This is a genomic window from Arthrobacter sp. 01N444 (genome assembly GCF_056399305.1).
Genome location: NZ_JBFTRB010000001.1, coordinates 449,245 through 475,532, shown reverse-complemented (window position 1 = coordinate 475,532; position 26,288 = coordinate 449,245). Strand labels below are relative to the sequence as shown.

The following is a 26,288-nucleotide window of genomic DNA, read 5'->3' as shown; positions in this document are numbered from 1 at the left end:
CGGCGAGCTTCTCCGCCGAGGACCCGGGACGGATGCCCTCGTCGCGGACCAGGTCCGTGCCCGGGACCGGGACGACGAGGTTGTCGTAGAACCCCTCGTCCCAGGCCGCGGCGGCGAGGTTGTGGGAGGCGGCGGAGAACTCGTCCTGCTGCTCGCGGGTCACGCCGTACTTCTCCCGGAGCCGTTCGGTGGCCTCGCCCAGGGAGATGGTCCAGTCCTTCGGCATGGCCCGGTTCACCAGCCGCCAGCCCAGCGTGGTGGAGGCCAGGGTCAGGTCCCCGGCCGGGTAGGGCTTCTCGGTCTTGGGCAGCACCCACGGGGCCCGGGACATCGATTCGGCGCCGCCGATCAGCATCAGCTCGGCGTCGCCGGTGTTGATCTGGCGGGAGGCGATGATCGCCGCGTCCAGGGAGGATCCGCAGAGCCGGTTGACCGTGGTGCCCGGGACCGAGACGGGCAGCCCGGCCAGCAGGGTGCCCATCCGGGCGACGTTGCGGTTCTCCTCGCCGGCGCCGTTCGCGTTGCCGAACACCACCTCATCGATCCGCTCCACGTCCAGGGCCGGGGCGCGCTTCACGGATTCGCGGATCACGTGCGCGGCGAGGTCATCCGGGCGGATCCCGGCGAGGCCGGAACCGAACTTCCCGAACGGCGTCCTCACAGCGTCATAGATAAATGCCTGATTCATGGGTTCTTGTCCGTTTCTGCTTCGTCCATGGCTGCGTCGTCCATGGAATGGAAGACCTGCTGGGCGGTCTTGAACGCGGTGTTGGCGGAGGGGACCCCGCAGTAGATGGCGGTCTGGAGCAGGATTTCCTTGATCTCGTCCCGGCTCAGGCCGTTGGTGATGGCGGCGCGGATGTGCATGGCCAGTTCTTCCCAGTGCCCGTGGGCCACCATGGCGGTCAGGGTGACGGCTGAGCGCATCTGGCGGCTGATCCCGGGCCGGGTCCAGATGCCGCCCCAGGCGATCCTGGTGATCATGTCCTGGAAGTCCTCCGTGAAGGAATCCTTGTTGGCGTTGGCGCGGTCCACGTGCGCGGCGCCGAGGACCTCGCGGCGGACTTTCATGCCGCCGTCGTAGATCTCCTGGCTGGTCGCGCCGGGCTGGACCACACCGTTGCGTTCGGGCCCGTGGAGTTCAGCACTGCCGGTTTCGGAGAGAGTCATGCTCCCGCTCCCTGGGACTCGGTCCAGGTGATGAGGCCCTTGAGCAGCTCGGCGACGTGACCCGGCGCCTCGAACGGCGCCAGGTGTGCCACGCCCTCCAGGCTGACGGCCGTGGCAGTGCCGCCGCCGGAGGTGATGCCCGCGGCGACTTCCCCGGCCATCGACGGCGGGGCGACGTCGTCCAGGGCGCCCGCCACAACCTGGGTGGGAACGCGGATGGTGCCGAGCTGATCCCGCACGTCGAAGCCGGCCAGGGCCTCGCAGCAGAAGGCGTAGCTGAAGCGGTCTGCGTCCCGGAGGCTGTGCAGGAGCCGGCTGCTGAGCTCCGGCTGGCTCTCCATGAAGCCCGGCGCGAACCAGCGCTGCGCGGAACCCTGGATCATCACCGGGGTTCCCTGCGTGCGCACGGTTTCTGCGCGTTCCAGCCAGCCCTCGGGAGTGCCGAGCTTCGCGCCGGAACACTGCACGGAGAGGCTCTTGAGCCGGTCGCCGTGCTTGATGCCAAGCTGCAGTCCGGTGGCGCCGCCGAGGGATACCCCGGCGTAGTGGAAGCGCGCGCCCGGGGCGATCGAATCGACCAGGCCGATCACGGCATCCGCGAGGTCGGCGACCGTGAAGGTCTCCTCCGCCGCGGGCGAGACGCCGTGCCCCGGCAGGTCCCAGGCGATGACGTCGACGTCGGCGCCCAGCAACGTGCCGGCCTGGCTCCACAGCAGGGAGGATGTTCCGAGCGAGGGCCCGACGATGAGGAGGGGCTTGTCGCCGAGTTCGCGCTGGGGCGACAGCAGGACTGCTTTGACGGTGGGTCTAGCCACGGGAAGCTCCGTTCTGGATTTGGTGGGCGAGGGCGCCGGCCTGGCCGGTGTATTCCGGATACGCCGCGAGGATGCGGCGGGAGATCTCAGCGGCCTGGCCGAGGTAGTTGGCCGGGTTCAAAAGTTCCTCAAGCCGGGCGTCGCTGAGCAGCTCCTGCGGGACAGCGGCGCGGAGCAGTGCCCGGTAGGTGTCCGCCTGCTCCGCAGCCGGGGCCAGGAGCGTTTCGTCCACGACGGCCTGCAGCCGCTGTTTCCCGGTCCGGGCGGCTCCCGGGCCGGCACCGGTCCCGTCCACAACGGTCCCGTCCAAAAGCGGTGCGACGGCGGCGTTGACGGCTTCGGAAAGCAGCAGCGGGCCGCCGAGCTCAAGGTTGCGGCGCATCGCTCCGGGGAAGACCGCCATCCCTTCGGCCAGTTCGCGCAGCTGCACCGCGGCGCCGAGGGCCAGGCGAAGCAGCTGGCGCAGGGCCGCCCATTCGCTGTGCCAGGCGCCGTCGGGGCGTTCGTCGTTGAAATTGGCGGCCGAGAGATGCAGCTGTGCGGCCAGTGCCGGGGCCTGCAGGGCGGCGCTGCGGATCAGCACGGAGAGCACGGGGTTCTGCTTCTGCGGCATGGCCGAGGACACGCCGCGCCCCGCGACGCGCGGTTCCGCGATCTCGGCAACTTCGGGCCGGCTCAGGAACAGGACGTCTGCGGCCATCTTTCCGGCCGCGTCGGTCACCGCCGCCAGCGCGTCGCCGAGCGAGGTCACGGCCAGCCGGTTGCTGTGCCAGGGGGCAGGAACGGGAGCGAGGCCCAGGCGGGCGGCCAGCCGGTCGGCGAGGTCAAACGGGGACAGCGTCCCCGCTGCCAGCCCAGCGCCGTCAGTGAGTACAGCGCCGTCAATAAGTACAGTGCCGTCAATAAGTACAGTGCCGGAAGCCAGGGTCCCGGCGGCGCCGCCGGTCTGTACCGGCAGTTCGAGGGCCTCGAGCCGGCCGGCCGCGGCGGCCAGCCCGCTGAACCATTGCGCGGCCCGCAGCCCGAAGGTGTAGGGAAGCGAGTGCTGGGTCAGGCTGCGGGCCACACAAAGCGTGTGCCCGTGGGTTTCGGCGAGGCCGGCGAGGGCGGCCGTTGCCGACCGGAGCTCCGCGAGCAGTTCGCGGATGGCCCCGGCGGCCAGCACCATCAGGGCAGAGTCGAGCACGTCCTGGCTGGTCAGCGAGGTGTGAACGGCGCGGACGGCGCCGAGTCCGGCGGTGTCCAGGTTCCTGACGTGCTCCCGGAGGTCGGCGAGCAGCGGGATGACGGGGTTGCCGCCGCCTTGGGCCCGGACGGCGAGGCCCGCGACGTCGTACCGCTGCACGTCCGCGGCGGCGGCCACCACCGCGGCGGACCCGGCCGGGGCCAGGCCAGCCTCGTCCAGGACCGCCGCCCAGGCGGCCTCGACCTTGAGGATGGCGGCGAGCACCGCACGGTCCCCGGTCAGCCCCGCCACGAACGGCGACGCCGACACGGGACTGAGCAGGCCGGCGTCGCCGTCAGTTTCGAAGAAGGTCACTTGGAGGCACCCTCGGCGCTGCTGAAATCCAGGAACACGGTCTCGCCCTCGCCCTGGAGGCGGATGTCCCAGTTCAGTCCGCCGTCGGGATCCCGGCGTGCGATCAGGGTCCGGCGCCGGTCCGGGTCAAGCGAGCTGAGCAGCGGATCCTTGGCCAGGGCTTCCTCGTCTTCCGGCAGGTAGACGCGGGTGAACAGGCGGTTCATCAGGCCCCGGGCGAAGACGGCGACGGCGATGAACGGCGCCGCGCCCTCCTCGGTGGGGCCGGGGTTCACCGTGGTGAAGGTGAAGGCGCCGGTGTTGCCGACAGCGCTGCGGCCGAAGCCGGTGAAGGTGTAGCCGTCTCGGACCAGGGAGCCCGTGCGGTGCGGGACCTTGCCGTCCGCGTCGGCCTGCCAGATCTCCAGGATCGCGTCCGGAATCGGGTGCCCGGCGCCGTCATAGACGGTGCCCTGGAGCCGGATGGAACCCGGGGATCCGGGAGCCAGGAGCTCGCGGTCCTTGGCGAAGGGCAGGGCGTAGCCATAGAACGGCCCCACGGTCTGGCCCGGTGTCGGGGTGAGTTTACCCACGGCGTTGCTATTCATTCTCATCGCCTCCTGCGCCCAATGCCTCGTTTTCGGTCCAGGTCCGCTTGGACCCGGTCAGGACGATGTCCCAGTTGTACGCCAGAGCCCATTCAGGCTTGGTCTGCTCGTGGTTGTAGGTGGCCACGAGCCGGTCGCGGGCATCCTGGTCCACGATCGACTGGTAGATCGGGTCCAGCGGGAACAGCTGGTCACCGGGGAAGTACATCTGGGTGACGATCCGCTGGGTGAACTCCTGCCCGAACAGGGAGAAGTGGATGTGGGCCGGGCGCCAGGCATTGAGGTGGTTCTTCCACGGGTACGCGCCGGGCTTGATGGTGGTGAAGCTGTAGGAGCCGTCCGCGCCCGTGATGCAGCGGCCGACGCCGGTGAAGTTGGGATCCAGCGGTGCCGGGTGCTGGTCACGCTTGTGGATGTAGCGGCCGGCGGAGTTCGCCTGCCAGATTTCGACAAGCTGGCCGGCGACGGGGCGTCCGTCGCCGTCGAGCACCCGGCCGGAGACCACGATGCGTTCGCCGAGCGGCTCGCCGTTGTGCGCGATGGTCAGGTCCGCTTCCAGCGCGTGCACGTCCATGTGCCCGAACGCTGGCGAGTACAGTTCGATGGTTTCCGGATCCGCGTGGTGCAGATCTTTGGTGGGGTGGCGCAGGACGCTGCTGCGGTACGGCGCGTAGTCGAGCCGCGGCTGGGTTTCGGCCGGGGCTCCGCCTTTGAGGGCCTGCGCGTACGCTTCGCCGATCGCCTTCATCTCGGCGCTGAGGTCCGCCTGCGACTCCGCGGCAGTATCCAAGGCATGGGCGGCGGGCGCATACGTCTTTGGTGCGGCCTCCGTGGCTTCGTCGGACACGTCCTCGGTGATCGGGTCGGCGTTGAAGACGTCGAGGTTGATTTCTTCAGGCACAGCAGCCTCCTTTCGTTGGTGTGTTTGTTGTTCGGATGGGGTCAGGAAGTACGGGTCAGCTGGTGCAGGTGGTCGTACTGGACGGCGTGCCGCACCGGGGCGTTCGGGGCGCCATAGCCGTCGTAGGCACCGCGGCGCTCCACCATTTCGAAGAACACGCTGCCCACCGTGGCGGTGTAGAAGTGCAGGAATTCGCCGTCGGCGTCGCGGTCATAGAGCAGGTTGAGCTCACGGAGCGTGGCCAGGAATTCCGGGTCCAGAGCGAACCGGGCGTCGAGGTCCTCGTAGTAGTTCGCGGGGATCTGCAGGAAGTCCAGTCCGCGGTCCCGTGAGGCCCGGGCCGTGGCCACGAGGTCATCGACGGCGAAGGCGATGTGTTCCTGGTAGCCGGGGCGGTGGCCGGTGCCGGCAGTCCCTTCCTGCTGGATCAGCGGGGCCAGGTTCAGCACCAGGCGGACGCCGCGGTCCTGCGTCAGCATCACCTGGGACCGGACCAGCCCGGTGGGGCTGGCCACCTCGGCGAACGGCTGCGGTTCCAGTGCGAGGGCGCTGGTGTAGAAGAGCACGGCCTCGTCGAAGTGCTGCCACGGCTGCGCGAGGTTCACGTGGTCGATCACCGCGCCCGGGTGCTCTGCCGGGTCCGCCGCGGCGACGTCCAGGCCGTCGCCGAATTCCCGGGTCCACGCGGCGGTGCCGTCCGGGCTGCCCTGGCAGAGGAAGATTTCGGTGGAGTCCGGCGCGGCGAAGCCCTGGAAGACTTCCTCGTTGGCCTGGCTCTTGCGCGGCACGGCGGGGGCCTTGAGCTGCTGGGCGCGGGCGGCGGCGATAACGGGAGAGTCGACGTCGAAGCCCAGGGCGGAGATGGCAGGGGCGGCGGGAGCCGGCTGGCCGGTACCGGCGGCAGCGGTCGCTGTGCCGATGGCTGCCGGTTCTTCGTTGATGATCACGCGCGCGTGGCCCATGGTCCACAATTGCACATCCTTCGTGCGATGCCGCCCGTTGAACGCAAACCCCAACTGGCCCAGCAGGGTTTCCAGTCCGGCGGTGTCACCGGCACGGACCTCGGCGAAGTTGAAGCCGGCGGGCTCGGCCACGCGGGGAAGCGTGGCAAGCTCCATGGGGTAGCGGCGCCGGGCACCGGACACCGGGCCGGCCGCCCCGCTGGTCATCCCGCCTGCTGCATTCGCCGGGTTTGCCTCGAGCCAGGCGGCGCTCTGCTCTTCGAGCCAGATCAGCGACCGCATGGCGTCGACGGCGGTGCGCTCGACGTCGGCCTGGCGGAAGACGTCGTTGAACACTTCCAGCGACACCGGTCCCGTGTAGCCCGCGCGGACCACGTGGCCCATGAACTTGGCGAGTTCGAACTGGCCCTCCCCTGGAAACACCCGGTAGTGCCGGCTCCAGGACAGCACGTCCATGGACAGCTTGGGGGCATCGGCGACCTGGACGAAGAAGATTTTCTCCGGGTCGTAGGCCTCGATCGGCGCGGTATCCCAGTCCCGGGAGAGGATGTGGAAAGAGTCCAGGCAGGTGCCTAGGTTGGGGTGGTCCACCATCCCAACCAGCCGGTGGGCGTGCTCGTAGTCGTTCACGTACTTGCCCCAGGCCAGGGCCTCATAGGCGACCTTGACGCCGTGGTCACCCGCGAGGTCCGCGAGCCGGGAAAGCTGTGCGGCCCGGAGCTCGTCATCGTCGATCGTGGCGGTGCCGACGTTGGAGCAGAGCAGCATGGTGTCCATGCCCAGGCGGGACATGAGCCGGAACTTGGCGTCCGCGCGGCGCAGGTTGGCGGCGAGCAGGTCCTCGGGAACGCTGTCGAAGTCCCGGAACGGCTGGTAGAGATCCAGGTTCAGGCCGAGGTCGGCGGCCAGCTTCCGGACGTCCTCCGGGCTCAGCGGGGACGTCACGAGGTCCTGTTCGAAGATCTCGATCCCGTCGAAGCCGGCCACCGCGCAGGCCTGCATTTTTTCCCGCAAGGTGCCGGCGAGGCAGACGGTGGCGACCCCGGTGCGCATCAGGCGGGCACCTCTTCCGCGGCCACAAGTTCCAGGAAGTGGGAGCGCATGCGGTCGGCATCGGCCTGGCGCCCGGTGAAGATCCGGAAGGCGTCCGCCGCCTGGCCCACGGCCATCCGGCCGCCGTCGAGCACCTCGCAGCCCTTGGCGCGCGCCTCGCGGACGAGCTCGGTTTCGATCGGCCGGTACACGATGTCGGCCACCCAGTGCCGGGACTCCACGAGGGACATGTCCAGCGGAACCCCCGGATGGGCGGCCATGCCCACGGGGGTGCAGTGCACCAGGCCGTCGGCCTGCGGCATGAGCTGCGGGAGCTCCGCCGTCGTCCGGGCGGTGACGGTCCGGTCCGGGAAGAACCCGGCGAGCTCGGCCGCCCGCGCGGCGGACCGGGCCGCGTCGGTGTCCACGAGGTCCAGCTCGCGGACCCCCGCGGTGAGCAGGGCGTAGGCGACGGCGGAGCCGGCTCCGCCGGCTCCCAGCTGCACCACGCGATCCAGGGTGGCGCCGGGAAGCCCGGAGGCCAGCGCCGCGGCGAAGCCGGAGAAGTCGGTGTTGTGGCCGATGAAGCGGCCGTCGCGGATCACCACGGTGTTGACGGCGCCCAGGCGCCGGGCGTCGGCGGAGACCTCATCCAGGTACTCGAGCACGAGCTGCTTGCAGGGGTGCGTGATGTTCAATCCGTTGAACCCGAGGCTTCGGGCGCCGGAGAGCAACTCCCCCACGGCCCGGCCGGGCAGGCCGAGTTCGGTGAGGTCGATGGGGCGGTAGAGGTACCGGAGGCCCTGCACGTCGCCCTCGCGTTCATGCATGTAGGGCGTGAGGGAGGGCATGACGCCGTCTCCCACGAGGCCCACGAGGAAGGACTCTGCTCGATTGCTCATCCAGTTTGCTCCTTTGACAACGGCACTCGGCGGGCTGCGACGCTTGCGGCGTCCGCGGCGGGCCGGGTGATAGGGATTACATTACAGACTTTGTTCACATGTTGCACTGTTGTTCGAATGACGAACATATTATTACGGCGCCGGCTCGTTTCGGCGCCCGCTTTCATGACGCAGGCTGGTCGGCCGTCACCGCTGGGGCAGCCGGGCCGACAGCTCGGCGGCCGCCGCCTGCAGCAGCGGCACGAGGGCCACGAGGGCCTCCATGTTCAGGCGGAAGACCGGGACCGCCGTGGCCAGCGAGGCGAAGGCGTGCCCCTGGGCGTTGAAAACCGGGACGGCGACGGCGCGCATGCCGAGTTCGTTTTCCTCATCCATGGTGGCGAAGCCCTGGCGCCGGACCTGCTCGATTTCGGCCCGGAAAGCCTCGCGGTCCGTAATGGAGAGCGCCGTCAGCGGTTCCAGGGGCAGCTCCTCGACGAGCTGGGCGCGGGTGGCGTCGTCGGCGAACGCCACCAGTGCCTTGCCCACCGAGGTGGTATGAAGTGCCCCGAGATGCCCGGGGTCGCTCGTGACCCGGAAGGTCTGCGGGCCGTCCACCTTGTTCACCGTCAGGTGGTGGATGCCGTCCCGCACGGAGAGGATGGTCGCCTCACCCGTTTCCTCGGTCACGCGCCGCAGGATGGGCAGCGCCGTACCCGCGAAGCCGTGGTGGTTGGAGACGCGCTGGCCAAGCTGGAAGACCCTCAGTCCCAGGTGGTACCGGCGGCCGTCCGGCTCGTAGTCAACGAAGCCGTCCCGCGTCAGGGAGCCGAGCAGGCGGTAGGTGGTACTGAACGGCAGATCCGCGCGGCGGGAGATCTCCGCGGCGCTGGCGCCCCGCGGCTCGTCGCCCAGGAGGACCAGCAGGCCCAGGGCCTTGCCCACCATGTCCGTCCGCGAGTCCTCCCTGGCGGCCTTGGCAGGCTTCGAAGGGGCTTCCGCCGGATACGCGGAAGCGGCGGGAACATCTGTGGTTTGATTCACACTCATGCATCGATGTTCCCACATAGTGAGAGCTATTTCTAGATGGTGATTATTTTTGTTGACAAGTGACTGCGCTCACAGCCATGATTGCTACATCGCACAAGTAGCTTCCACCATGTGGCTACTAGTCCGGGTCTTTCCACGGACCTCCGGCTGCACCACACTTAAGCAAGCGGCAGCCGAGACCTTCCTGATCCATCCGCGACAACGTCGTCACACCAAAGGAACACCATGAGCCACACTGTCCCGTCCACGACGCCGGGTATAACCACAGGAGGGACGCCGAAGAAGGCGGCCCTTGCCAGCTTCCTGGGCAGCGCCGTCGAGTATTACGACTTCTTCATCTTCGGTTCCGCAGCCGCGCTGATCTTCCCGCATGTCTTCTTCCCCGATGCGGACACCAACGCGGCGATCATGTCGTTCGCCACCTTCGGCTTTGCCTACATTGCCCGCCCGGTCGGCGCCGTTATCCTCGGCCACTTCGGTGACAGGATAGGGCGCCGGAAGGTCCTCATGTTCACGCTGTTGCTGATGGGCGCCTCCACCTTTGCCATCGGCTGCCTGCCGGACTTCAAGACGGTCGGCTGGTGGGCCCCTGTCCTGCTGGTGCTGGCACGTCTCTGCCAGGGCTTTTCCGCTGCCGGCGAGCAGGCCGGCGCCTCGTCCATGACGCTCGAGCACGCCCCGGACAATCGCCGCTCCTTCTTCACCTCCTGGACCCTGACCGGCACCCAGGGTGGCCAGATCCTTGCCGCCCTCGTCTTCATCCCGGTCCTCGCCCTGCCTGACGACATCAAGTACACGATCGGCTGGCGCATCCCGTTCTGGCTCAGCGCCGTGGTCGTGCTGATCGCGTTCTTCATCCGCCGCACCCTGCACGAACCGCCGGCGTTCGAGGAGGCCCAGAAGACCAAGCAGATCTCCAAGCTCCCCGTCGCGGACCTCCTCAAGAGCCACTGGCGCGATGTCCTCCGCGTCATCGCCTGCGCCTTCATCGCCGCCGTGTCCACCGTCTTCGGCACCTTGGCCATCAGCTACGCCAAGAACGTCGCCGGCGTGGACGGCACCACCACCCTCTGGCTCGTCGTCGGCGCCAACTTCATGGCACTGGGCACCCAGCCGCTCTTCGGCATGCTCGCCGACAAGATCGGCCGCAAGCCGGTCTTCATCTACGGCGCACTGTCCAGCGCAGCCCTGACCCCGGTCTTCCTGCTGAGCCTCGAATCCGGCAACGTCGCGCTGATGTTCCTTGCGGCAATCGCGTTCTTCTCCTTCGGCTACGCTGCGGCCAACGCGGTCTGGCCCTCCTTCTACGCCGAGATGTTCAGCACCAACGTCCGCTTCTCCGGCCTCGCAATCGGCACCCAGCTGGGCTTCCTGATGGCCGGCTTCGCCCCGGCGATCGTGGCGGCCATGGGCGGCATCCAGCCCGGCGGCTGGGTCCAGATCTCCATCTTCACCGCAATCATCTGCCTCATCGCCACCGTCGCGGCGCTGACGGCCAAGGAAACATTCCGGGTCCCCACCAAGCAGCTCGGCCAGCGGTAGCCCCCGCACCGGCAGCGGATCCCAACCGCACTTCCGCACAGCTTTTCCGCACCAACGACGGCGGCCCGTCCCTTTAGGGGCGGGCCGCCGTCGTTGATGCGTTAAGCGGGTCAGCGGGCTAACCGGTTAGCGGGCGGCGCCCAGTACCGCGGCGAGATCGAACTTCACCGGTTCCTCCAGCTGGTCATAGGTGCAGGAACGCGGATCACGGTCCGGACGCCAGCGCAGGAACTGGGCTGTGTGCCGGAACCGTTCGCCCTCCATATGGTCATACTTCACTTCCACCACGCGCTCGGGCCGCAGCGGGGTGAAGGACAGGTCTTTGCCGCCGCTCCACCGGCTTCCCTCGGCCTTCCGCGGAGTGCGCGCCCCCTCCTCCTGCCGGGCCCAGGCCCAGGGGTGGCCGTCAAAACCGGTGACCAGCTCCTGCAGCTCGGCAAACAGCTCCGCGCGCCGGGCCATCGGGAAAGCTCCCACCACGCCGACGTTCGCCAGCACCCCGGCGTCGTCGTAGAGCCCCAGGAGCAGCGAGCCGATCCGGTCCGGACCGGAGGTGTGCACGCGGTATCCGGCGAGCACGCAGTCCGCCGTCCGTTCGTGCTTGACCTTGACCATCACGCGCTTGTCCGGCTGGTAGCTGCCCTCCAGCGTCTTGGCCACAATCCCGTCCAGTCCGGCGCCCTCGAACTGCCGGAACCAGCGCTGCGCCGTGTCCCGGTCGGAGGTCGCGGCTGTGAGGTGGACCGGCGCCGCGCTGGCTGCCAGTGCGCGCTCCAGCTGCCGGCGGCGCTCGGAGAAGGGTTTGCCCGTAAGATCCTCGTCGCCGAGGGCCAGCAGGTCGAACGCCACGAAGCGCGCCGGGGTCTGTTCCGCGAGCAGCTTCACCCGGCTGGCGGCCGGATGGATGCGCTGCTGGAGCGCGTCGAAGTCCAGCCGGTCCCCGGAGGCCGCCACCAGGATGATCTCGCCGTCCACCACGCAGCGTTCCGGCAGCTCCGACTTCAGCGCCTCGACAAGCTCGGGGAAATAGCGCGTCATCGGCTTGCCGTTCCGGCTGCCGATCTCCACCTCGTCGCCGTCACGGAAGATGATGGAGCGGAACCCGTCCCATTTCGGCTCAAAGAGCCAGCCCGTTCCGGCGTCCGGCGACGGCAGGGCCGGGAGTGCTTTGGCCAGCATGGGCGCAATCGGAGGCATCAACGGCAGGTGCATAGCGCCCATTCTCGCGCCGCGGACCCGGGACCGCCAGCCCCACGCTGTGGGTCCTAGCGAGGGGCTCCACAACTCGGGGCTCCTCGACACGGCCCGGCCCCGGCGGTAAACATGGGTGATGGCTACCATCGGGTTCCACGCCTCGCATGAGCAGATCAGCCCCCGGCGCCTCCTGCAGGACGTTCAACTGGCCGGGCAGGCAGGCTTCGATGCCGCCATGTGCTCGGACCATATTGAGCCGTCGTCCGCCCGGCAGGGCCACTCCTTCGCCGAACACGTCCTCCCCCAGCTCCGCCCGGCGGCGGGACAGGCTCCGGCCGGAACGGACGGTGCGCTGTGAGAATCGCCGAGACCTCGGACCTCTGGTGGAAGAACGCGGTGATTTACTGCCTGGATCCGGAGACGTTCTTCGACGGCGACGGCGACGGCACCGGAGATTTCGGCGGACTGATCCAACGGGTGGACTATCTTGCCGCGCTCGGCATCACGTGCATCTGGCTCATGCCCTTCTACCCTTCCCCGGACCGCGACGACGGCTACGACGTCACCGACATGTACGGCGTGGATCCCCGGCTCGGAAGCCTGGGGGACCTGGTGGAATTCATCCGCACCGCCAACGACCGCGGCATCCGGGTGATCGCGGACTTTGTCATCAACCACACCTCCGACCGGCACCCGTGGTTCGTCCAGGCGCGCAAGTCCGTGGACAACCCCTACCGCGACTACTACGTCTGGCGGAAGGACACGCCGCCGGACACCTCGGACCAGGTGGTGTTTCCCGACGAGGAAACGTCCATCTGGACCCAGGACAAGGCCACCGGTGAGTGGTATCTGCACATGTTCGCCAAACACCAGCCGGACCTGAACGTGATGAATGCCAAGGTGCGGGACGAGATTGCGAAGTCAATGGGATTCTGGCTGCAGCTGGGCCTGGACGGCTTCCGGCTGGACGCGGTGCCCTTCTTCCTGGAGCTGGTCGGCGAGCCCAAGGATGAAGCCGCGAAAATCGACCCGCACCAGTACCTGAGCGCCCTGCGCAGCTTCCTCAACCGCCGCCATGGCAGCGCGGTGCTGCTGGGCGAGGTCAACCTTCCATACAAAGAGCAGCTGAAGTACTTCGGCGGCCCTGCCGGCAACGAGCTGAACATGCAGTTTGATTTCCTCTCCATGCAGAACATGTACCTGTCACTGGCCCGGCAGGACGCCCGGCCGCTGGCCCGGACGCTCGGCAGCCGTCCGAAGGTCAATCCCGACAACCAATGGGCCATGTTCGTCCGGAACCACGATGAACTCACCCTGGACAAGCTCAGCGATGCCGAACGCGAGGAGGTCTTCGCGGCCTTCGGTCCGGATCCCGACATGCAGATGTACGGCCGCGGACTGCGGCGGCGGCTGCCCACCATGCTCGGCGGCGACCCGGCCAGGATCCGCATGGTGTACTCCCTGATGTTCTCGCTGCCGGGCACCCCGGTGCTCTTCTACGGCGAAGAGATCGGGATGGGCGAAGATCTGCGCGCGAAGGGCCGCTCGGCCGTCCGCTCCCCCATGCAGTGGGACCACACCGAAAATGGCGGCTTCTCGACCGCCCCGCCGGGGGACCTCGTCGCCCAGCCCGTGGACGGACCGTACGGGTCCGCGCGGATCAACGCCGCGGCCGCGAAACGGGATCCCGATTCGCTGTGGAACTTCATCGCGACACTGATCCAGCGGTACCGGGAATGTCCCGAGCTCGGCTGGGGCAGGTTTGCCCTCATCAAGCAGGCCTCACCGGCGGTGTTGCTGCACCGTTGCACGTGGGACGGCTCTACAGTAGTGGTCGCCCACAATTTTGGCGCCGAACCGGCGTCTGTGACGGCCTCGGTGGTCCCGCCGGAGGGCGAGGAAGGCGGCCCGGCGGGTCCGGACGGGAAGGGCGCGGCGGGGCGGTCTTACGCCGGGGCCGTGCTCCGGGACCTGCTCGGCGGCGAGGACATCCCGCTCTCCGACGACGGCGCCTTCGAAGTCCCGCTGGACCGCTACGGGTACCGGTGGTTCCGGGTCGAGCGCCCCGGCGAACGCCAGCTCCCCTGAGGGCGCCCGCAGCCCTGATGGTGGCCGGTATCCGCTGCGCCCCCGAAATCTAACCGGCCCCTTACCGGGCCGAAACGCGGACGCAACATTGGCGCAGGAGACTGGAAGTGCCGGCAAGAGCAGGCACCGACTCCAGTCCAGGAGGCCCCGCCATGTTGAAGGAAGCGAAAGCCCATGTAACCCGCGTCCGCGCGCTCGACCAGCTGCACCGCGGCGACGAGATCGAGGCCCGCCTGCGGGTGGGCCCGAACTACGATGACGTCGTGATCCGCCGCGGCAGCGTTCAGGAAACGGCCCCCGGAATCGGCGTCGTCTGGATCATGGACCGCCACACCGGCATGCGCAAGGCCATCAATGCCGACGAATGCAGCGTCTGGCGGGTCGCCTGAGGCGTCAGCCTCCGGCCACCGACTGGATGATGAGGACTTCCTGGCCCGGCGCCACCGCAGTCACCAGACCCTGCAGCCGCCGGATTTCATTCCCGTTGACGTATATATTCACGTAACGGCGAACACTTCCGGTCTCGTCCCGCAACCGCCGCGACAGCGCCGGATAGCCCCCGGTCACCGTATCCAGCACCCACTCCACCGTCACCGCTGCCTCGGCGGGCGCAGTCAGGATGGACTGCCCGCCGGCGAGCGGTTGGAGGACGCTGGGCAGGACCACGCTGATCGCCGAGTCTGCCGGCATGGCGTCGCCGCTGATCTCGCCGCTGTTCATGCGCTTTTTACCCCTTCACGCCTGCGCCGGGAGCAGGGCAGTGGAGACCACGGCTGCCCGCACGCACAGCACATCCGGCAGGTGCGAGGCGACCTCGGTAAAGTGTTCTCCCTCGTCAGCGCTGGCGTAGACACTGCCGCCGCGCGTCCCGAAGTAGACGCCCGCAGGCTCCGCGCTGTCGACGCTGGCAGCATCACGGAGCACGGCGTTGTACTCGGCTTCCGGCAGCCCGGCATCGAGCCGTTTCCAGTTGGCGCCGGCGTCATCGGTCCGGTGCACGGCCAGCTTCCCGTCCGGCGGGATACGTTCGCCGTCAGCCTTCAGCGGGACCACCCAGGCGGTACCGGCCCGGCGCGGATGCGTCAGCATCACAAAACCGAAGTCCGCCGGCAGCCCTTCGGCGATCGACTCCCACGATTCGGCGCCGTCGTCGCTGCGGTACACGCCGTGATGGTTTTGCGCGTACAGGCGGCCGTCGACGGCGGCGTCGGCCGCGATCTTGTGGACGCACTGGCCGAATTCCGGGTTGGGATCCGGCATGAAGTACGCGGAAATTCCCTTGTTGCGCGGCTCCCAGGAGGCGCCGCCGTCGAGCGAGCGGTAGACCCCTCCGGTGCTCATGGCGACGTGGACTTTCTCGCCCGTGGGGTCGACGACGATCGAGTGCGCCGCAGCGCCGCCATAGCCTGCGCCCCATTCGCTGCGGTGCGGATGGTCCCAGAGGCCGCGGTTGAGCTCGAAGTGCTCGCCGCCGTCGGTGGATTTCCAGACCGAGATCGGTTCGCAGCCCGCCCACACGACGCCCGGGCGGGAGTCGGCGTCGGGATAGATCTGCCAGATCCGTTCCAGGGCGGCGTCGGTGCCGTCGGGGAACGTGATGGCGCCGTTTTCGGGTTCGGTCCAGGATCCGCCGAGATCATCTGAGTGGAAAACCGTGGGGCCCCAGTGCTCGGAGCGGACCCCCACCAGGATCCGGGTCCTGTCATCGCGGGTATCGATGGCGATGCTGGGCACCTCACTCATCAGAAAATGCGGGCCGGACAGCGACCAGTCCTTCCGGTCCCGGCTGGTCGCCAGCCAAAGGCCTTTCTTGGTCCCGATCGCCAGGACGTAACTCTCTGCAGTAGCCATGGGGTCCATGCAACCATCCCCGCCCGAAGGCCGCAACGGTTTTCTCCCGGCGCCCGCCGGCATGCGCTGCCGCGCCGGTGGCATCTTTCAGTCGACGAACTCCGACTGCGTCTCGATGAAGTCCCAGTCCGCGGCCGTCAATACGGCCGCGCCGGCGGCGGACGGCTCAGCCGGACCGGGCCCGCCGGCATCCGCGATTCCCCGCTGCACGGCCTCGGGCAGTTCAATGGTCCGCAGGTTTTCCCGAAGCCATTCCTTGCTCGCCAAATCCAGATCCAACCACCACATGTAGATCTCCACGGCGGCCACCTCCTCCTGTGTTCTTCAACCGTAGGCCCCACCCCCGGGCTGTTCAAGGGAGGCCGCGGCAAACGGCGCCCGCACCGTCCCGGGCCGGCAGACGGGAAGTAAGCCCCTGTTCAGGGCCGCACCCCGGCGCCAGAATGAAGTATGCCTGACGACTCCGCCCACGGCCCTGCGCCCCTCGTGGTGGGTGTGGTTCCGGGACAGTATCCGGAAGTGCTGCAGACGGCGGCATCCCTCGCGAAGTCCCTCGCCGCGCCCTTGATCTGCGCCTACGTGGACGAGGCCAGCTACCTCGTGGAGTGGGACCCGGCGCGGTCCGCGCACCGCCTGTCTCTGCACCCGGACGCGGACGACGCCCGGATTCGGGCCACCGCCCAGGAGCTGCGTTCCGCTGTTGAGGCACTCTGCGTTCCCCTGGGAATCGACTGGACGCTGCGCACCCTGGCCGGGGATCCCGCCCGGGCGATCGGCAGGCTGGCCGCGGACACCAACGCATCCATGATCGTGGTGGGGACCCCCGAACGCGGCATCGGCCACCGCATCTCCGCCGCGCTGAACGGCTCCGTGGCGGCATGGCTCAGCCACCATCAGGAACGTCCGATCCTGATCGTTCCGGGCGTCGCTCCGGCAGGAAGAAAATAAAGCGAAAGTACTTATTCAGAGCGCTGGTGTTACCCCACTACCGGCGAGTAAGCTCGATCTGTAGGCCGGAGGAACGGCCTACCCCAAAGCTGCTCCGGAGTGCGTATCCCCCAATAACGCACTCCGGAGCTCTTTGTTTTGCGCAACCTTCCACATCCTGGGCCTGCCCGGGCCGCGGGCTTGAAACATACCCCTGGGGGGTATATGTTGAGGGCATGAGCGAGTCAGAAGTCCCCGGCACGGCGCGTCTGGACACTGTTCCCCTTGACGCCCCGCCCCATGAACACGGCTACACGTCCAACAAGGACGCCTACCTTCGCCGTCTCAAGCGGATCGAAGGGCAGGTCCGCGGCATCGCCCGGATGGTTGACGAGGACAAATACTGCATCGACATCCTCACCCAGGTCGCCGCCGTCACCAAGGCCCTGCATGCCGTGAGCCTCGGGCTCGTCGAAGAGCACATCGGCCACTGCGTTGTCGGCGCCGCCGCCGAGCCAGACCCGGAGCTTCGGGCGGAGGCCATCGATGTCAAAGTCAAGGAGGCCACCGATGCCATCGGACGCCTGCTCCGCTAGTACCCGTACCACCCACCACACCACCGGGCCGGGGAACCACACCCGGCCCAGCGACAAGGAGCACCCCATGGCCCCCGTTTCCACCACCGTCAACGTTTCCGGCATGACCTGCGGCCACTGCGTGTCCTCTGTCAGCGAAGAACTTGAGGCGCTCTCCGGCGTCGAAAAGATCGACGTCGACCTCAACGCCGGCGGCATCTCCACCGTCACGATCACCTCCAACGAAGCACTGTCCTCCTCCGAAATCGGCGAGGCAATCGCCGAAGCCGGCTACCTCGTGGTCGCCAGCGAAGCCTGAGTGACAACAGCCCCGGGCGGGCGCAGACACCGGACCGGCAACCGCCGTCGGGCGCAGGCGCCGGAACGGCAGAAAACCAATCGAGCGGGAAAAGAAGGGCGCCGTGAGCAGCGAGCAGTTGTTGGACCAGCAGTTGTTGGACCGGGCCGGGAGCCGTGTCATTGACCTCGATATCGAGGGCATGACGTGCGCGTCCTGCGTCAACCGGGTCGAGCGCAGGCTCGGAAAGCTCGACGGAGTCGAGGCCAGCGTCAACCTGCCCCTCGAATCCGCCCGGGTCAGCGTCCCGGCGGACATCACCGATGACCAGATCACCGCCACTGTCGCGGCCGCGGGCTACAAGGCCACGGTCCGGTCCGGCAGGTATCCGGGCACGCCGGTGGAGGACGCAGGGCTCCCGGCCGGCACCGGATTTCCGGCCGCCACAGCCGCACCCTCGCTTCGCCCGCGGCTGGTTGTGGCGGCCGTACTCACCGTCCCGGTCTTCGCGATCTCGATGATCCCGGCATTCCAGTTCCCGAACTGGGGCTGGGTGGCCGCCATCCTGGCCCTGCCGGTGGTTGCCTGGGCGGCGTGGCCGTTTCACCGCGCCGCGGCCATCAACGCGCGGCATCTGGCCTCGACCATGGACACCCTGGTATCCATCGGCGTGATTGCCGCCTACTCGTTCTCGGTCGGGCAACTCCTTGCCGACCGGGGCATGACCGAACATCCCGCAGCGGAGGGCATGGGCTCCGGCGGCCTGTACTTCGAGGTCGCATCCGTGGTCACCACGTTCCTGCTGCTCGGCCGCTACCTCGAGGCCAACGCCAAACGAAAGGCGGGCGACGCCCTCAAGGCCCTCCTGGACCTGGGGGCAAAAGACGCTACTGTCCTGCGCGGCGGCACCGAGCACAAGATCCCGGCCGACCAGCTGGCCCTCGGAGACGTGATAGTGGTCCGCCCCGGCGAGAAGATCGCCGCCGACGGCGTCGTGATCGACGGCGCCTCTGCGGTGGACGCCTCCCTCGTGACCGGCGAATCCGTGCCCGTGGAAGTCGGCCCGGACAGCCAGGTCACCGGGGCCACCATCAACACCTCAGGCCGGCTCCTGGTCCGCGCCACCCGCGTCGGGTCCGAGACCACCCTGGCCCAGATGGGCAGGCTCGTCTCCGCGGCGCAGACCGGAAAAGCACCCATCGCCCGGCTCGCCGACCGCATCAGCGCCGTCTTCGTACCGGTCGTCCTGGTCATCGCCGCCCTCACCTTCGGGGCCTGGCTGATTGCGGCCGCACCGGCCGTCAGCGCCGGCGAGGTCCGGGCCGCCTTCACCGCCGCCGTCGCCGTGCTGGTCATTGCCTGCCCCTGCGCCCTCGGGCTGGCCACCCCCGTCGGACTGCTGACCGGGACCGGGCGGGGCGCCCAGCTGGGGATCCTGATCAAAGGTCCGCAAGTCCTCGAGGACACCCGGACGGTGGACACGATCCTGCTGGACAAGACCGGAACCGTCACCACCGGCCGCCTTGCCGTGGACGGTGTCCAAAGTTTCGGGCCGCACAGCGAAGCCGAGGTCCTGCGCCTGGCGGGGGCTGTGGAAAACGCCTCCGAGCACCCGATCGCCCGGGCCATCGCCGCTGCGGCGTTGGGTGCGGCGGCGGGGCGTGTGAACAACGACGGCGCCGGCCTCCCCGCCGTCGCCGGCTTCCGCTCCGCACCCGGCGGCGGAGTCGATGGCACGGTCGACGGCCGGCGCGTGGTCGCGGGGCGCACCGGCTGGCTGTTGGAGTCCGGCGTCGCTCCGGCCCCGGCTCAGCGCGAGGCGCTTGGTGCTGCCGAAGACTCCGGCGCCACGGCCGTCTGGGTTGCCGTGGACGGCGAAATCGCCGGAATCATCAGCCTGCGGGACACCGTTAAGCCCGGTTCCGCGGCCGCAGTTACCCGGCTCCGGGAGCTCGGGCTCCGGCCGATCCTGCTGACCGGCGACAACGCCACTGTGGCTGCCCAGGTGGCGGCCGCCGTCGGGATCAGCCCGCGCGACGTCTTTGCCGGTGTGCTCCCGGCGGGCAAGGTTGAGGCCGTGCGGACGCTGCAAGCGGCCGGCGCCACTGTGGCCATGGCCGGGGACGGCGTTAACGACGCCGCGGCGCTGGCGCAGGCGGACCTGGGCATCGCCATGGGCTCCGGCACCGACGTCGCCATCGAGGCAGCCGATCTGACGGTGATGGGCAACGACCTCGGACAGGTGGCGCAGGCGATCGAGCTTTCCCGCCGGACGCTCGGCACCATCAAGACGAACCTCTTCTGGGCCTTCTTCTACAACGCCGTGGGCATCCCGGTGGCAGCCCTGGGCCTGCTCAACCCGATGATCGCCGGCGCCGCCATGGCCGCCAGCTCCGTGCTGGTGGTGGCCAACTCGCTGCGGCTGCGCAGCTTCGGAAAGTAGTCAGGCCTTAGGCCAGGCGCCCCGCCTCAGGCCGCGCCATAGCGGATGGCAGCCCTGGCTTTGGCTTTGGCCGCTTCCTCCCCGCGGTCCTTTGCCGGGGCGTGGGTCACCAGGGAGTCGAGGAGGTGCTGCGTCGCATGGGCAATCTCATGCACAGCCCGGTTGAAGGCCTCCTCGTTGGCCTTGGACGGCTTGGTGCTGCCACTGATCTTGCGCACGTATTGCAACGCGGCGGCCTCCACCTCTGCGGTGGTGGCGTGGGGTTCAAAATTGTGGAGGGTCCGGATATTTCGGCACATATCTCCATGCTAAGGGCCTTGTGGTGATTGAGGCAGGGTTAGGCGCGTTGCAGGCTCTCGACCGATTGAGATTCCTTCGGGCCCGGGAACGAGGTGCCCGGCCCGAACGGACAACCGACTACGGCACGGGCTCGCAGTCGTTCGCGTGGTCCAGCGCTGCCGCGCCGGTGCCGGACGGGGCCCGGAGCTCGTCCAGCCGGACCAGCACCACCCCGCCGACGATCAGCAGGCCGCCCAGGAGCTGGATGGGTCCGGGCAGTTCGCCGAGCAGCAGCCACGCCCAGATGACGGCGAACAGCACCTCGGTGAGCGAGACAAAGGACGCGACTTTCGAGCCGAGTGCCCGGGCGGCGACAATCCCGGACACGTACGCCACCACCGTGGCCAGGACCACGAGGCCGCCCAGCGCCACCCACCACGGGGTGACCCAGGCCCCCAGGCGGGTGTCGGCCGTGCTGAAGGCCATCGGCAGCAGCCCGGTTGCCGCGGCGAGCCACATGACGATGGCGCCCACCATGAGCCCGCCGGAGGCCAGAAGGATGGGCGGCAGGGTGTCGTTTTCCTTGGCCGTGATGAAGAAATAGATGGCCAGGCACACCGCGGCCGCGATCCCCCACAGCACCCCGATGAGGTCGACTTTGACGGCCCCGGTGAGGTCCAGGACCAGGATCAGCCCGCCGAGGGACAGGAGAGTGCCGGCAATGGTCAGTGGCCGCGGCCGTTTCCGGCTGGCGGCCCACAGCCAGAGGACGATCAGCACCGGCGCCAGGTACTCCAGCAGCAGGGCGACGCCGACCGAGAGCCGGGATACGGCGTTGAAATAGAACAGCTGGCAGGCGGCGACGCCGATGAATCCGAACAGCACCACGGTCAGCCAGTTGTCCCGGAGCTGGTGCCAACGCCCGCGCAAGGAGGGAATGGCGAAGACGGCCAGAATCAGGGCCGCACCGGTAAGCCGGGCCGTGACGGCCGCCCCGGGAGTCCAGCCCGTTTCCAGGAGCGCCTTGGCGAATGATCCAGAGAGCCCGAACACCGCGGACGAAAACAGGGCGACGCCCAGGCCCGATGCCATGAACCCGGATGGTGCGGCGGCCGGCGTGGTGCTCTGCCTGGCGGCCTGCTTGCCGCCCCGTTTGCCTTCGAGTTTGCTTCCCTGCGGGGTGCCGCCCGGTTCGGAGGCAGACCGCTGGGCGGCAAGGTCTCGGACCGGCGTGGCGACGGGGCGCTGGGGGGCATACACGGGCATTCTCCTGTCAGGAGTAAAGTGGGGTTATGCTCATGACATTACGCCCCGGCAAGGTAAGGAGTCAAGATGGTTTTTGCCCCTGACACGGAAGTTGCCCTGCGTTCTGTGGTCAACCTCATCAACACCGCGGCCAACGGTGAGGAACATTTGGCCACGGTCAGGGATCTGGATGCCTTCCTGGAGGCCGAGGGCTTCACCGGTTCCCGCACCCGGGACGGGGCCGAGCTGGCCAGCGTGCGGCGGCTCCGCGGCGAGCTCGCCGAGCTCTGGCAGGCCGAGGAGTCGGCAGCCGCGGGAACCGTGAACCGGCTGCTCCGGGAGGCCCGGGCGCTGCCCCAGCTGGTCAAGCACGAACCCTGGGACTGGCACCTGCACGCCACCACCCCGGAGGCGCCGCTGGCCGACCGGATGAGTACGGAGGCGGCCATGGCGATCGTGGACGTGATCCGCAGCAAGGAAATGGACCGCCTGCTGGTGTGCGCCGCGGACGACTGCGACGCCGTCGTGCTGGACCTGAGCCGCAACCGTTCGAAGCGCTACTGCGACACGGGAAACTGCGCCAACCGCGCGCATGTAGCCGCATACCGGGCCCGGAAAGCCGCGTCCTGACGCCGAAGGTGCCGGCGGGAGGGGCCCGCGGTGTCGGGCCCCGCTGTCAGGCCGGCCTGTCGGGCCTCACCGTGGGGCCACGCTGCTAGGCCTCGTTGCTAGGCCTGCGGGCCGCTGTCACGGGAATCGCCGGGGCCGGCCTCGGGCCGGGGCTGCGCTGACGGGCCGCCATGGCCGGAGGGCGTGCGTTTGGAACTGAGGTTGACGCCGGAACCCTTCCCCAGGTCAGCGGGATTCTCCTTGTGGCTCATGGCCAGCATGGCGGCCACCACCAGGATCACAATAAAGGCGATGCCGGCGCCGATGAGCGCCAGATCGAACCGGGGCGAGCGGGCGCTGCCGCCCGAGGCGAAGATCAGGACGCCGAAGAAAACCACCACGGCCCAGAACGCGGAGAACATGAGCGGTCCCTTGACTGAGGTCCGCAGGCTGCGGGGCGCTCCGGGTTTCTGCTGTGCCAAGGTGTTTTCCTCCTGCAGCCCGCGCAAATAGCGTGGCTGTCTTGTTACCGCGATTGTTCTACGCCGGGTAGAACCTGTCGGTACTAGTTTACGGCCTCCGCGGAATCGCCCGGAGCATCATGGCGCAGGGTCAGTCCGGACAACATCCACAGGACGCCGCTGATGATGGCCCCGCCGCCGGCAACCCCGAGGAGGGCATGCGGGCCGAGGCCGATGAAGAACGGCAGCGCGATCGCAGTGCCCAGTCCGATCACGCCGGAGGCGATCCAGTCACGGGCCAGCACGGACCGGCCGCGGCCACGAATGCCCGCGAACAGCTCCGCGGCGCCGGCCACGCCCAGGCCCAGGGCCGCGATGGTTCCGAAGACGAGCGGGGCGGGGATCAGGGCCACGGCCGCGCCGGCTCCGGCCAGGGCTGCCCCGCCGGCGGAAAGGACTCTGCCAGCGCCTTCCCGCGGGGGGAATCCGGTCTTGGGTACGGTCCAGATCATCACCACACCGGTGGCCAGCAGGTAGAGGCCGCCGGCCCAGCCCATGCCCGATTCTGGCGGCGCCGCCCAGAACACGGTGACCGCGCCAAACACGAGCGCGACGGCCGCCCTGACAAGCACGGGCTTGAAGAGGTCGGCCGCGGCGCGGATGGCAGGGGTCGCGTCAGGCGCTGCGGGAAGAGTCACCCGTCCAGTTTAGTGCTTGGCACGTACCCAGCCCGAACTCACCGCGCGCCGAGCACCATCCACCGGTCCGTCCTGGCCCGGAGGCCCAGCGTCAGCGCCCGCGCCGCCATGTAGCCGAGTGAGAACGCGGCCCACAGCCAGAGCAATCCCGCGCCGGCACCGGCGCCGGAATACAGCACGGCCAGCAGCAGCGGCAGGTAGGCAGCGAGGTTGACGACGCCGGCGATCGCCAGGTAGCGGGCGTCGCCCGCGCCGATGAGGACGCCGTCAAGGACGAAGACGTACCCGGCCAGCGGCTGCCCGGCGGCGAGCCCCCAGAGGGCGAGGGTGAGTGCCGCCCGGACTTCGGCGTCGGGTGTGAAGAGGGCGCCCGCCCACGGTGCCGCGGCTGCCAGAAGGATTCCGGTCAGGACGCCGAAGCCGACCCCCCACCGGGTCATGGTGCGCGTCAGCGCTCGTGCCGCCACCGGCCGGGCCGCGCCGAGTTCCTTGCCGATCAAGGCCTGGGCCGCGATCGCGAGGGCGTCGAGGGCGAAAGCGAAGAACGTGAAGACGGTCATGGCCAGCTGATGCGCGGCGAGATTGACCGGCCCCTGGGCGGTGACCACCACCACCGTGGCGAGAATCGCGATCCGCAGGCTGAGTGTGCGCAGCATCAGCCAGGAACCCACCCCGGTCAGGGCCCGGATGCCACGCCAGTCCGGCCGCAGGGACACCCCGTGGTTGCGGGCGTTGCGCCGGACGATCAGCACATAGACGGCCGCCATGGCCCACTGCGCGATGCTCGTGCCCACGGCCGAGCCGGTCACGGACCAGCCCAACCCGTAGACGAGGACCAGGTTCAGCGCGATGTTCAGCGTGAAACCCGCAGCGGCGACGATCAGCGGGGTCCGGGTGTCCTGGAGTCCGCGCAGCACCCCGGTGCCCGCGAAGATGAGCAGCATCGCCACGAGGCCGGGCATGGACCCGCGCACATAGTCCACGGCAAAGGCATGCACCTCGCCGTCGGCGCCCATCAGGTCCAGGAGCGGGCCCGCGGCCAGGAACCCGGCGACCGCAAGGACGAGTCCGAGCAGCAAAGCCAACCAGATGCCGTCGCGCCCGGCGGCGAGGGCTTTGGCCAGCTGGCCGTTGCCGATGGCCCGCGCCACTGCCGGGGTGGTGGAGTACGCGAGGAACACCATCAGTCCGACTGCCGTGTGCAGGACCGCCGATGCCAGCCCGACGCCGGCCAGTTCGGCCACGCCGAGATGGCCCACAATGGCCGAATCCGCGAGCAGGAACAGCGGCTCGGCGATCAGGGCGCCGAAGGCCGGCACTGCCAGGCGCAGGATTTCCCGGCGCTGCCCGGTAGTCGGCGGCGGGGCGGTGGACAGCTGCGGGGAAGGTTGCACGCGTTAACCCTAGCCGGGCCGTTGAAGCGACCCAGCGCGTCATTTAGTTGACATTTCAACTAAATATCCGGAAGACTGGATCTTGAACGCAAACGAAGCCGCGGCGGCTGAGAGCCGCGCCGCCCCCTACTTACGAAACGGTATTTCCCATGAACCAGCCCGCCCTGACCACCTCCGCCCGAACCATCCTGCGCGTCATCGCCGGCTTCCTTTTCGCCGCCCACGGCTGGCAGAAGTTCAACGAATTCACGATCGCAGGCACCCAGGCCGCCTTCACCCAGATGGGTGTTCCGGCAGCCCAGGCGGTGGCTCCCGTCGTCGCGACCCTCGAGCTCGTCGGCGGTGTCGCGCTGATCCTGGGCGTGCTCACCCGCGTGTTTGCGGTCCTCCTCGCACTGGACATGCTCGGCGCCCTGTTCATGGTCCACGCCTCCGCCGGCGTCTTCGTCGCAACCGGCGGCTATGAACTCGTCCTGATCCTGGCGGCCGCCGCCGCAGCCGTGGCACTCGTCGGTGCGGGCACGTTCTCCGCCGACCGCGCCCTCTTCGGCCGCGCCGACTCGAAGCTCCGCGTCCTGGCCTAAGGCATCCATGGCATAGCTCACGGCCTGGAGCGCGACGGCGGGCGGTCACCTTTTGGTGGCCGCCCGCCGTCGTGTGTCTCCGGGTTATGGCGTGGTTATGGCGTGGTTGTGGCCTGCAGGAGAGCGATTGTGTCGCTGGCCGGCCGCGCCTGCCGGGCCAATCAGTAAACTCACAACATGAGCGAGAACGCGCCCAATTCCGTGACCCTGCGCTTCCTGGCGGCCCCCACCGATGTCGGCCACAGCGGCTCGGTCGACGCCGGCACCGTGCTCGAGTGGGTGGACAAGGCGGCCTATGCCGCCGCCGTCGGCTGGGCAAAGTCCTACTGCGTGACGGCCTACGTGGGGAACATCCACTTCGCGGACCCGGTCAACAGTGGCGACATGGTGGAGGTCGAGGCCACGATCGTGTACACCGGGCGGTCCTCGATGCATATCCGCACCGTGGTGTCCTCGGGCGATCCGAAGGGCGGCCCCGCCACCATGCGCAGCCAGTGCATCGTGATCTTCGTGGCCGTGGGCGCGGACGGCAAGCCCATACCGGTGCCGCAGTTCGTCCCTGAGACGCCGGACGAAATCGAACAGCGGGACCACGCGCTGGCCCGGATCAAGGTCCGCGAGGACATCGTGGAGGCCATGAGCGGACAGGAATATACCGACGCCGGCACGGCCGAGAGCGTGGTGCTGCGGTTCATGGCCGCGCCCACGGACGTGAACTGGGGCGGCAAGGTGCACGGCGGCATCGTCATGAAGTGGATCGACGAGGCTGCCTATGTCTGCGCCTCCCGCTACTGCGGCAAGGACACCGTGGCCGTATTCTCCGGCGGTGTCCGGTTCTACCGGCCGCTGCTGATCGGCCACGTCGTAGAGGTGGAGGCCCGTCTGGTCTACACCGGCACCAAGGGCATGCACATCGCCGTCCACGTCCGCTCCGGAGACCCCAAGGGGCGCGAGCTGAACCTGACCACGTACTGCCTGACGGTCATGGTCGCCCGCGACGAGACCGGCACCTCGGTCCCGATTCCGCAGTGGGTGCCGGTGTCAGCGGAGGATATCCGGCTGCACGCCCACGCCCGCGAACTGCTCGAAATCCGCGGCCGGGCCCCGGGGAACCGGCTGCCCAACCACCTGCTCGCGGCCCGCGACCACTAGCCGGGCGGGG

Annotated in this window: 28 protein-coding genes and 1 pseudogene; 11 read left to right on the top strand and 18 right to left on the bottom strand. The window is 68.8% G+C overall.

Annotated features, from left to right (window positions below):
• The 9 genes from AC1DKN_RS02240 to AC1DKN_RS02200 form a co-directional block, all read right to left on the bottom strand.
• Positions 1 to 688, bottom strand: a 688-nt coding sequence (locus AC1DKN_RS02240) for a thiolase family protein (RefSeq protein WP_476870334.1), incomplete at its 3' end; no start/stop codon positions are given.
• Positions 685 to 1,170 carry a 4-carboxymuconolactone decarboxylase gene (pcaC, locus tag AC1DKN_RS02235; protein ID WP_223914922.1) on the bottom strand — a complete coding sequence of 162 codons (486 nt, stop codon included), beginning with the start codon at positions 1,168 to 1,170 and terminating at the stop codon, positions 685 to 687. The genes pcaC and AC1DKN_RS02240, both read right to left, overlap by 4 nt.
• On the bottom strand, positions 1,167 to 1,985 hold the full coding sequence (locus tag AC1DKN_RS02230) for an alpha/beta fold hydrolase (RefSeq protein WP_476870333.1): 819 nt from the start codon (positions 1,983 to 1,985) through the stop codon (positions 1,167 to 1,169). Before AC1DKN_RS02230 ends, pcaC begins: the two co-directional genes overlap by 4 nt.
• A complete protein-coding gene (locus AC1DKN_RS02225) occupies positions 1,978 to 3,525 on the bottom strand; it encodes a lyase family protein (protein ID WP_476870332.1) in 1,548 nt (515 codons plus the stop codon). The genes AC1DKN_RS02230 and AC1DKN_RS02225 overlap by 8 nt, the downstream gene beginning before the upstream one ends.
• The gene (gene pcaG, locus AC1DKN_RS02220) at positions 3,522 to 4,112 is read right to left on the bottom strand and encodes a protocatechuate 3,4-dioxygenase subunit alpha (RefSeq protein ID WP_476850666.1); all 591 of its coding nucleotides are present in this window, start codon (positions 4,110 to 4,112) and stop codon (positions 3,522 to 3,524) included. The genes AC1DKN_RS02225 and pcaG overlap by 4 nt, the downstream gene beginning before the upstream one ends.
• On the bottom strand, positions 4,105 to 5,013 hold the full coding sequence (gene pcaH / locus AC1DKN_RS02215) for a protocatechuate 3,4-dioxygenase subunit beta (RefSeq protein ID WP_374706709.1): 909 nt from the start codon (positions 5,011 to 5,013) through the stop codon (positions 4,105 to 4,107). The genes pcaG and pcaH overlap by 8 nt, the downstream gene beginning before the upstream one ends.
• Before the next feature lie 41 nt (positions 5,014 to 5,054).
• Positions 5,055 to 7,028, bottom strand: coding sequence for a bifunctional sugar phosphate isomerase/epimerase/4-hydroxyphenylpyruvate dioxygenase family protein (locus AC1DKN_RS02210; protein WP_476870331.1), 1,974 nt, complete (start codon positions 7,026 to 7,028; stop codon positions 5,055 to 5,057).
• Positions 7,028 to 7,909 (bottom strand): shikimate dehydrogenase, encoded by an 882-nt coding sequence (locus tag AC1DKN_RS02205; protein ID WP_230007572.1) that lies wholly within the window; start codon positions 7,907 to 7,909, stop codon positions 7,028 to 7,030. The genes AC1DKN_RS02210 and AC1DKN_RS02205 overlap by 1 nt, the downstream gene beginning before the upstream one ends.
• 186 nt (positions 7,910 to 8,095) lie before the next feature.
• Positions 8,096 to 8,938, bottom strand: a complete 843-nt coding sequence (locus tag AC1DKN_RS02200; protein WP_476870330.1) for an IclR family transcriptional regulator — start codon at positions 8,936 to 8,938, stop codon at positions 8,096 to 8,098.
• Positions 8,939 to 9,163: 225 nt separating this feature from the next.
• Here AC1DKN_RS02200 and AC1DKN_RS02195 point away from each other — a divergent pair, with 225 nt between their 5' ends.
• Positions 9,164 to 10,480, top strand: a complete 1,317-nt coding sequence (locus AC1DKN_RS02195; RefSeq protein ID WP_230007574.1) for an MFS transporter — start codon at positions 9,164 to 9,166, stop codon at positions 10,478 to 10,480.
• Positions 10,481 to 10,606: 126 nt separating this feature from the next.
• Here the strand turns inward: AC1DKN_RS02195 and AC1DKN_RS02190 are convergent, their stop codons facing one another.
• Complete coding sequence (locus AC1DKN_RS02190) at positions 10,607 to 11,692, bottom strand: ATP-dependent DNA ligase (RefSeq protein ID WP_476870329.1); 1,086 nt, start codon at positions 11,690 to 11,692, stop codon at positions 10,607 to 10,609.
• Positions 11,693 to 11,810: 118 nt separating this feature from the next.
• Between AC1DKN_RS02190 and AC1DKN_RS02185 the strand changes: the two are divergent.
• The 3 genes and pseudogenes from AC1DKN_RS02185 to AC1DKN_RS02175 form a co-directional block, all read left to right on the top strand.
• Positions 11,811 to 11,957: pseudogene (locus tag AC1DKN_RS02185) on the top strand (LLM class F420-dependent oxidoreductase); the annotation flags it as partial.
• 71 nt (positions 11,958 to 12,028) lie between these two features.
• Positions 12,029 to 13,762, top strand: a complete 1,734-nt coding sequence (locus AC1DKN_RS02180; RefSeq protein WP_476870328.1) for an alpha-amylase family protein — start codon at positions 12,029 to 12,031, stop codon at positions 13,760 to 13,762.
• Positions 13,763 to 13,914: 152 nt separating this feature from the next.
• The gene (locus AC1DKN_RS02175) at positions 13,915 to 14,151 is read left to right on the top strand and encodes a hypothetical protein (protein ID WP_018775353.1); all 237 of its coding nucleotides are present in this window, start codon (positions 13,915 to 13,917) and stop codon (positions 14,149 to 14,151) included.
• 4 nt (positions 14,152 to 14,155) lie between these two features.
• On the opposite strand, the gene AC1DKN_RS02170 is transcribed toward AC1DKN_RS02175, so the two are convergent.
• The 3 genes from AC1DKN_RS02170 to AC1DKN_RS02160 all read right to left on the bottom strand — a co-directional run bounded on the left by AC1DKN_RS02170 (position 14,156) and on the right by AC1DKN_RS02160 (position 15,913).
• Entirely contained in the window at positions 14,156 to 14,482 is a 327-nt protein-coding gene (locus AC1DKN_RS02170) for a MoaD/ThiS family protein (protein WP_476850672.1), read from the bottom strand.
• A 15-nt stretch (positions 14,483 to 14,497) separates the two neighbouring features.
• Entirely contained in the window at positions 14,498 to 15,622 is a 1,125-nt protein-coding gene (locus tag AC1DKN_RS02165; protein WP_476856785.1) for a WD40/YVTN/BNR-like repeat-containing protein, read from the bottom strand.
• Positions 15,623 to 15,700: 78 nt separating this feature from the next.
• On the bottom strand, positions 15,701 to 15,913 hold the full coding sequence (locus AC1DKN_RS02160; protein WP_028277621.1) for a hypothetical protein: 213 nt from the start codon (positions 15,911 to 15,913) through the stop codon (positions 15,701 to 15,703).
• A 150-nt stretch (positions 15,914 to 16,063) separates the two neighbouring features.
• Here AC1DKN_RS02160 and AC1DKN_RS02155 point away from each other — a divergent pair, with 150 nt between their 5' ends.
• The 4 genes from AC1DKN_RS02155 (at position 16,064) to AC1DKN_RS02140 (ending at position 19,856) form a co-directional block, all read left to right on the top strand.
• Positions 16,064 to 16,561 (top strand): universal stress protein, encoded by a 498-nt coding sequence (locus AC1DKN_RS02155; RefSeq protein WP_476870327.1) that lies wholly within the window; start codon positions 16,064 to 16,066, stop codon positions 16,559 to 16,561.
• A gap of 215 nt (positions 16,562 to 16,776) precedes the next feature.
• The gene (locus tag AC1DKN_RS02150; RefSeq protein WP_230012592.1) at positions 16,777 to 17,136 is read left to right on the top strand and encodes a metal-sensitive transcriptional regulator; all 360 of its coding nucleotides are present in this window, start codon (positions 16,777 to 16,779) and stop codon (positions 17,134 to 17,136) included.
• 67 nt (positions 17,137 to 17,203) lie between these two features.
• Entirely contained in the window at positions 17,204 to 17,434 is a 231-nt protein-coding gene (locus AC1DKN_RS02145) for a heavy-metal-associated domain-containing protein (protein WP_028277624.1), read from the top strand.
• A gap of 118 nt (positions 17,435 to 17,552) precedes the next feature.
• Positions 17,553 to 19,856 (top strand): heavy metal translocating P-type ATPase, encoded by a 2,304-nt coding sequence (locus AC1DKN_RS02140; RefSeq protein WP_476870348.1) that lies wholly within the window; start codon positions 17,553 to 17,555, stop codon positions 19,854 to 19,856.
• Positions 19,857 to 19,882: 26 nt separating this feature from the next.
• Here AC1DKN_RS02140 and AC1DKN_RS02135 read toward each other — a convergent pair whose 3' ends face one another.
• On the bottom strand, positions 19,883 to 20,155 hold the full coding sequence (locus AC1DKN_RS02135) for a DUF2277 domain-containing protein (RefSeq protein WP_028277626.1): 273 nt from the start codon (positions 20,153 to 20,155) through the stop codon (positions 19,883 to 19,885).
• A gap of 118 nt (positions 20,156 to 20,273) precedes the next feature.
• Positions 20,274 to 21,227 carry an EamA family transporter gene (locus tag AC1DKN_RS02130; protein WP_476870347.1) on the bottom strand — a complete coding sequence of 318 codons (954 nt, stop codon included), beginning with the start codon at positions 21,225 to 21,227 and terminating at the stop codon, positions 20,274 to 20,276.
• Positions 21,228 to 21,467: 240 nt separating this feature from the next.
• On the opposite strand from AC1DKN_RS02130, the gene AC1DKN_RS02125 reads away from it, so the two are divergent.
• Positions 21,468 to 22,010, top strand: a complete 543-nt coding sequence (locus AC1DKN_RS02125) for a CGNR zinc finger domain-containing protein (protein ID WP_230007185.1) — start codon at positions 21,468 to 21,470, stop codon at positions 22,008 to 22,010.
• 98 nt (positions 22,011 to 22,108) lie between these two features.
• On the opposite strand, the gene AC1DKN_RS02120 is transcribed toward AC1DKN_RS02125, so the two are convergent.
• From AC1DKN_RS02120 to AC1DKN_RS02110, 3 genes are all read right to left on the bottom strand, one after another.
• Positions 22,109 to 22,471, bottom strand: coding sequence for a hypothetical protein (locus AC1DKN_RS02120; RefSeq protein WP_476870326.1), 363 nt, complete (start codon positions 22,469 to 22,471; stop codon positions 22,109 to 22,111).
• 83 nt (positions 22,472 to 22,554) lie between these two features.
• Positions 22,555 to 23,148 (bottom strand): hypothetical protein, encoded by a 594-nt coding sequence (locus AC1DKN_RS02115; protein ID WP_028277630.1) that lies wholly within the window; start codon positions 23,146 to 23,148, stop codon positions 22,555 to 22,557.
• 38 nt (positions 23,149 to 23,186) lie between these two features.
• Positions 23,187 to 24,542, bottom strand: a complete 1,356-nt coding sequence (locus AC1DKN_RS02110) for an MATE family efflux transporter (RefSeq protein WP_476870325.1) — start codon at positions 24,540 to 24,542, stop codon at positions 23,187 to 23,189.
• 149 nt (positions 24,543 to 24,691) lie between these two features.
• On the opposite strand from AC1DKN_RS02110, the gene AC1DKN_RS02105 reads away from it, so the two are divergent.
• Together AC1DKN_RS02105 and AC1DKN_RS02100 are read left to right on the top strand one after the other, a co-directional pair.
• Positions 24,692 to 25,126, top strand: coding sequence for a DoxX family protein (locus tag AC1DKN_RS02105; protein ID WP_476870324.1), 435 nt, complete (start codon positions 24,692 to 24,694; stop codon positions 25,124 to 25,126).
• 177 nt (positions 25,127 to 25,303) lie between these two features.
• Complete coding sequence (locus tag AC1DKN_RS02100) at positions 25,304 to 26,278, top strand: acyl-CoA thioesterase (protein WP_476850678.1); 975 nt, start codon at positions 25,304 to 25,306, stop codon at positions 26,276 to 26,278.
• The last annotated feature ends 10 nt before the right edge of the window (positions 26,279 to 26,288 follow it).

What these genes read in the sequence shown, in the direction of transcription:
- AC1DKN_RS02165 (WP_476856785.1), bottom strand. Translation starts at nt 15,622, where the DNA reads ATGGACCCCATGGCTACTGCAGAGAGTTACGTCCTGGCGATCGGGACC.
- AC1DKN_RS02135 (WP_028277626.1), bottom strand. Translation starts at nt 20,155, where the DNA reads ATGTGCCGAAATATCCGGACCCTCCACAATTTTGAACCCCACGCCACC.
- AC1DKN_RS02170 (WP_476850672.1), bottom strand. Translation starts at nt 14,482, where the DNA reads ATGAACAGCGGCGAGATCAGCGGCGACGCCATGCCGGCAGACTCGGCG.
- AC1DKN_RS02150 (WP_230012592.1), top strand. Translation starts at nt 16,777, where the DNA reads ATGAGCGAGTCAGAAGTCCCCGGCACGGCGCGTCTGGACACTGTTCCC.
- AC1DKN_RS02190 (WP_476870329.1), bottom strand. Translation starts at nt 11,692, where the DNA reads ATGCACCTGCCGTTGATGCCTCCGATTGCGCCCATGCTGGCCAAAGCA.
- AC1DKN_RS02200 (WP_476870330.1), bottom strand. Translation starts at nt 8,938, where the DNA reads ATGAGTGTGAATCAAACCACAGATGTTCCCGCCGCTTCCGCGTATCCG.
- AC1DKN_RS02155 (WP_476870327.1), top strand. Translation starts at nt 16,064, where the DNA reads ATGCCTGACGACTCCGCCCACGGCCCTGCGCCCCTCGTGGTGGGTGTG.
- pcaG (WP_476850666.1), bottom strand. Translation starts at nt 4,112, where the DNA reads ATGAATAGCAACGCCGTGGGTAAACTCACCCCGACACCGGGCCAGACC.
- pcaC (WP_223914922.1), bottom strand. Translation starts at nt 1,170, where the DNA reads ATGACTCTCTCCGAAACCGGCAGTGCTGAACTCCACGGGCCCGAACGC.
- AC1DKN_RS02125 (WP_230007185.1), top strand. Translation starts at nt 21,468, where the DNA reads ATGGTTTTTGCCCCTGACACGGAAGTTGCCCTGCGTTCTGTGGTCAAC.
- AC1DKN_RS02105 (WP_476870324.1), top strand. Translation starts at nt 24,692, where the DNA reads ATGAACCAGCCCGCCCTGACCACCTCCGCCCGAACCATCCTGCGCGTC.
- AC1DKN_RS02195 (WP_230007574.1), top strand. Translation starts at nt 9,164, where the DNA reads ATGAGCCACACTGTCCCGTCCACGACGCCGGGTATAACCACAGGAGGG.
- AC1DKN_RS02130 (WP_476870347.1), bottom strand. Translation starts at nt 21,227, where the DNA reads ATGGCATCGGGCCTGGGCGTCGCCCTGTTTTCGTCCGCGGTGTTCGGG.
- AC1DKN_RS02145 (WP_028277624.1), top strand. Translation starts at nt 17,204, where the DNA reads ATGGCCCCCGTTTCCACCACCGTCAACGTTTCCGGCATGACCTGCGGC.
- AC1DKN_RS02100 (WP_476850678.1), top strand. Translation starts at nt 25,304, where the DNA reads ATGAGCGAGAACGCGCCCAATTCCGTGACCCTGCGCTTCCTGGCGGCC.
- AC1DKN_RS02175 (WP_018775353.1), top strand. Translation starts at nt 13,915, where the DNA reads ATGTTGAAGGAAGCGAAAGCCCATGTAACCCGCGTCCGCGCGCTCGAC.
- AC1DKN_RS02210 (WP_476870331.1), bottom strand. Translation starts at nt 7,028, where the DNA reads ATGCGCACCGGGGTCGCCACCGTCTGCCTCGCCGGCACCTTGCGGGAA.
- AC1DKN_RS02205 (WP_230007572.1), bottom strand. Translation starts at nt 7,909, where the DNA reads ATGAGCAATCGAGCAGAGTCCTTCCTCGTGGGCCTCGTGGGAGACGGC.